The 1,251-nt window shown below is 41.2% G+C and carries 1 protein-coding gene; it reads right to left on the reverse strand.

Translation table 11 applies throughout. The features are described 5' to 3' along the window. Positions 1–130: 130 nt before the first annotated feature. Positions 131–988, reverse strand: a complete 858-nt coding sequence (locus GEZ85_RS10095; RefSeq protein ID WP_194251556.1) for a bifunctional methylenetetrahydrofolate dehydrogenase/methenyltetrahydrofolate cyclohydrolase — start codon at positions 986–988, stop codon at positions 131–133. Between the last annotated feature and the right edge of the window lie 263 nt (positions 989–1,251).

Consider the following 1,251-nt stretch of genomic DNA (forward strand, 5'->3'; position numbering starts at 1 on the left):
GGTACTTATGGCCAATAACCTCCTCAAATACAATAAGAGAACGACTCAAAATTAAAAAGCTAGAGTTCCGCAATTGGAAATCTCTAGCTTTTTTGTGGCTGAGAACTATTTTGTCTCAGGTTCTTTTTTCCTATTTTATATCCAATGTCCGAAGTGCTGCTTGATAAGTTTGCTCCATTAGCATAGTAATGGTCATAGGACCAACACCTCCAGGAACTGGCGTGATATGGCTAGCCAGTGGTGCAACCGCCTCATAATCAACATCCCCACAAAGCTTACCATTTTCATCGCGGTTCATCCCTACATCAATGACAACCGCACCTGGTTTGACAAAGTCAGCAGTCACAAACTTGGCATGACCGATTGCGACCACCAGAATATCCGCTTTAGCAGCAACCTTAGCAAGATTATGGGTGCGTGAGTGGGTCAAGGTCACTGTTGCATTCTTGGCCAAAAGAAGCTGGGCCATGGGCTTTCCAACGATATTGGAACGACCGATGACGACCGCATTTTTACCTTCCAAGTCAATACCATATTCATGAAACATTTCCATAATTCCTGCAGGTGTTGATGGAATCATAACTGGATGTCCAGACCAAAGGCGTCCCATATTTAGAGGATGAAAACCATCCACATCCTTTTCTGGATCAATGGCTAATAAAACTGCCTCTTCATCAATGTGCTTTGGTAATGGCAACTGAACCAAAATCCCATGCCAAGCTGGATCTTGATTGTATTTGGCAATCAAGTCTAACAATTCCTCTTGAGTAATGTTCTCTGGAACTCGCACAACTTCACTACGGAATCCTGCTGCAAGGGCTGACCTCTCCTTGTTGCGAACATAGACTTGGCTGGCAGAGTTGTCTCCAACTAAAATCACCACCAAACCAGGTACTAGACCAGTTTCTTCCTTTAATCTTGCAGTCTTTTTAGCCAGCTGTCCTTGTAACTTAGCTGCTAGAGCCTTCCCATCAATAATCTGTGTCATATCACTTCTCTTTTCTTTCAAATATCTTCCATTATACCAAAAACTACTGGTTCCCTCTAACATTTCTTTCCTAGGCAATCCTATAGTTTCAAACTATAAGGGCTCTATAATATTTGTAGTGGGTAAATCCCCTATGGATATTATGGAGCCTATTTTGTTGTAGAAAAAAAGTCCCATATGACCTATAATGAAAAGCGACAAAACAACTCATTAGAAAGAATCATATGGAACAATTACATTTTATCACAAAACTACTCGACATT

This window comes from Streptococcus mitis (genome assembly GCF_009496205.1).
Lineage (GTDB): Bacteria > Bacillota > Bacilli > Lactobacillales > Streptococcaceae > Streptococcus > Streptococcus mitis_BN.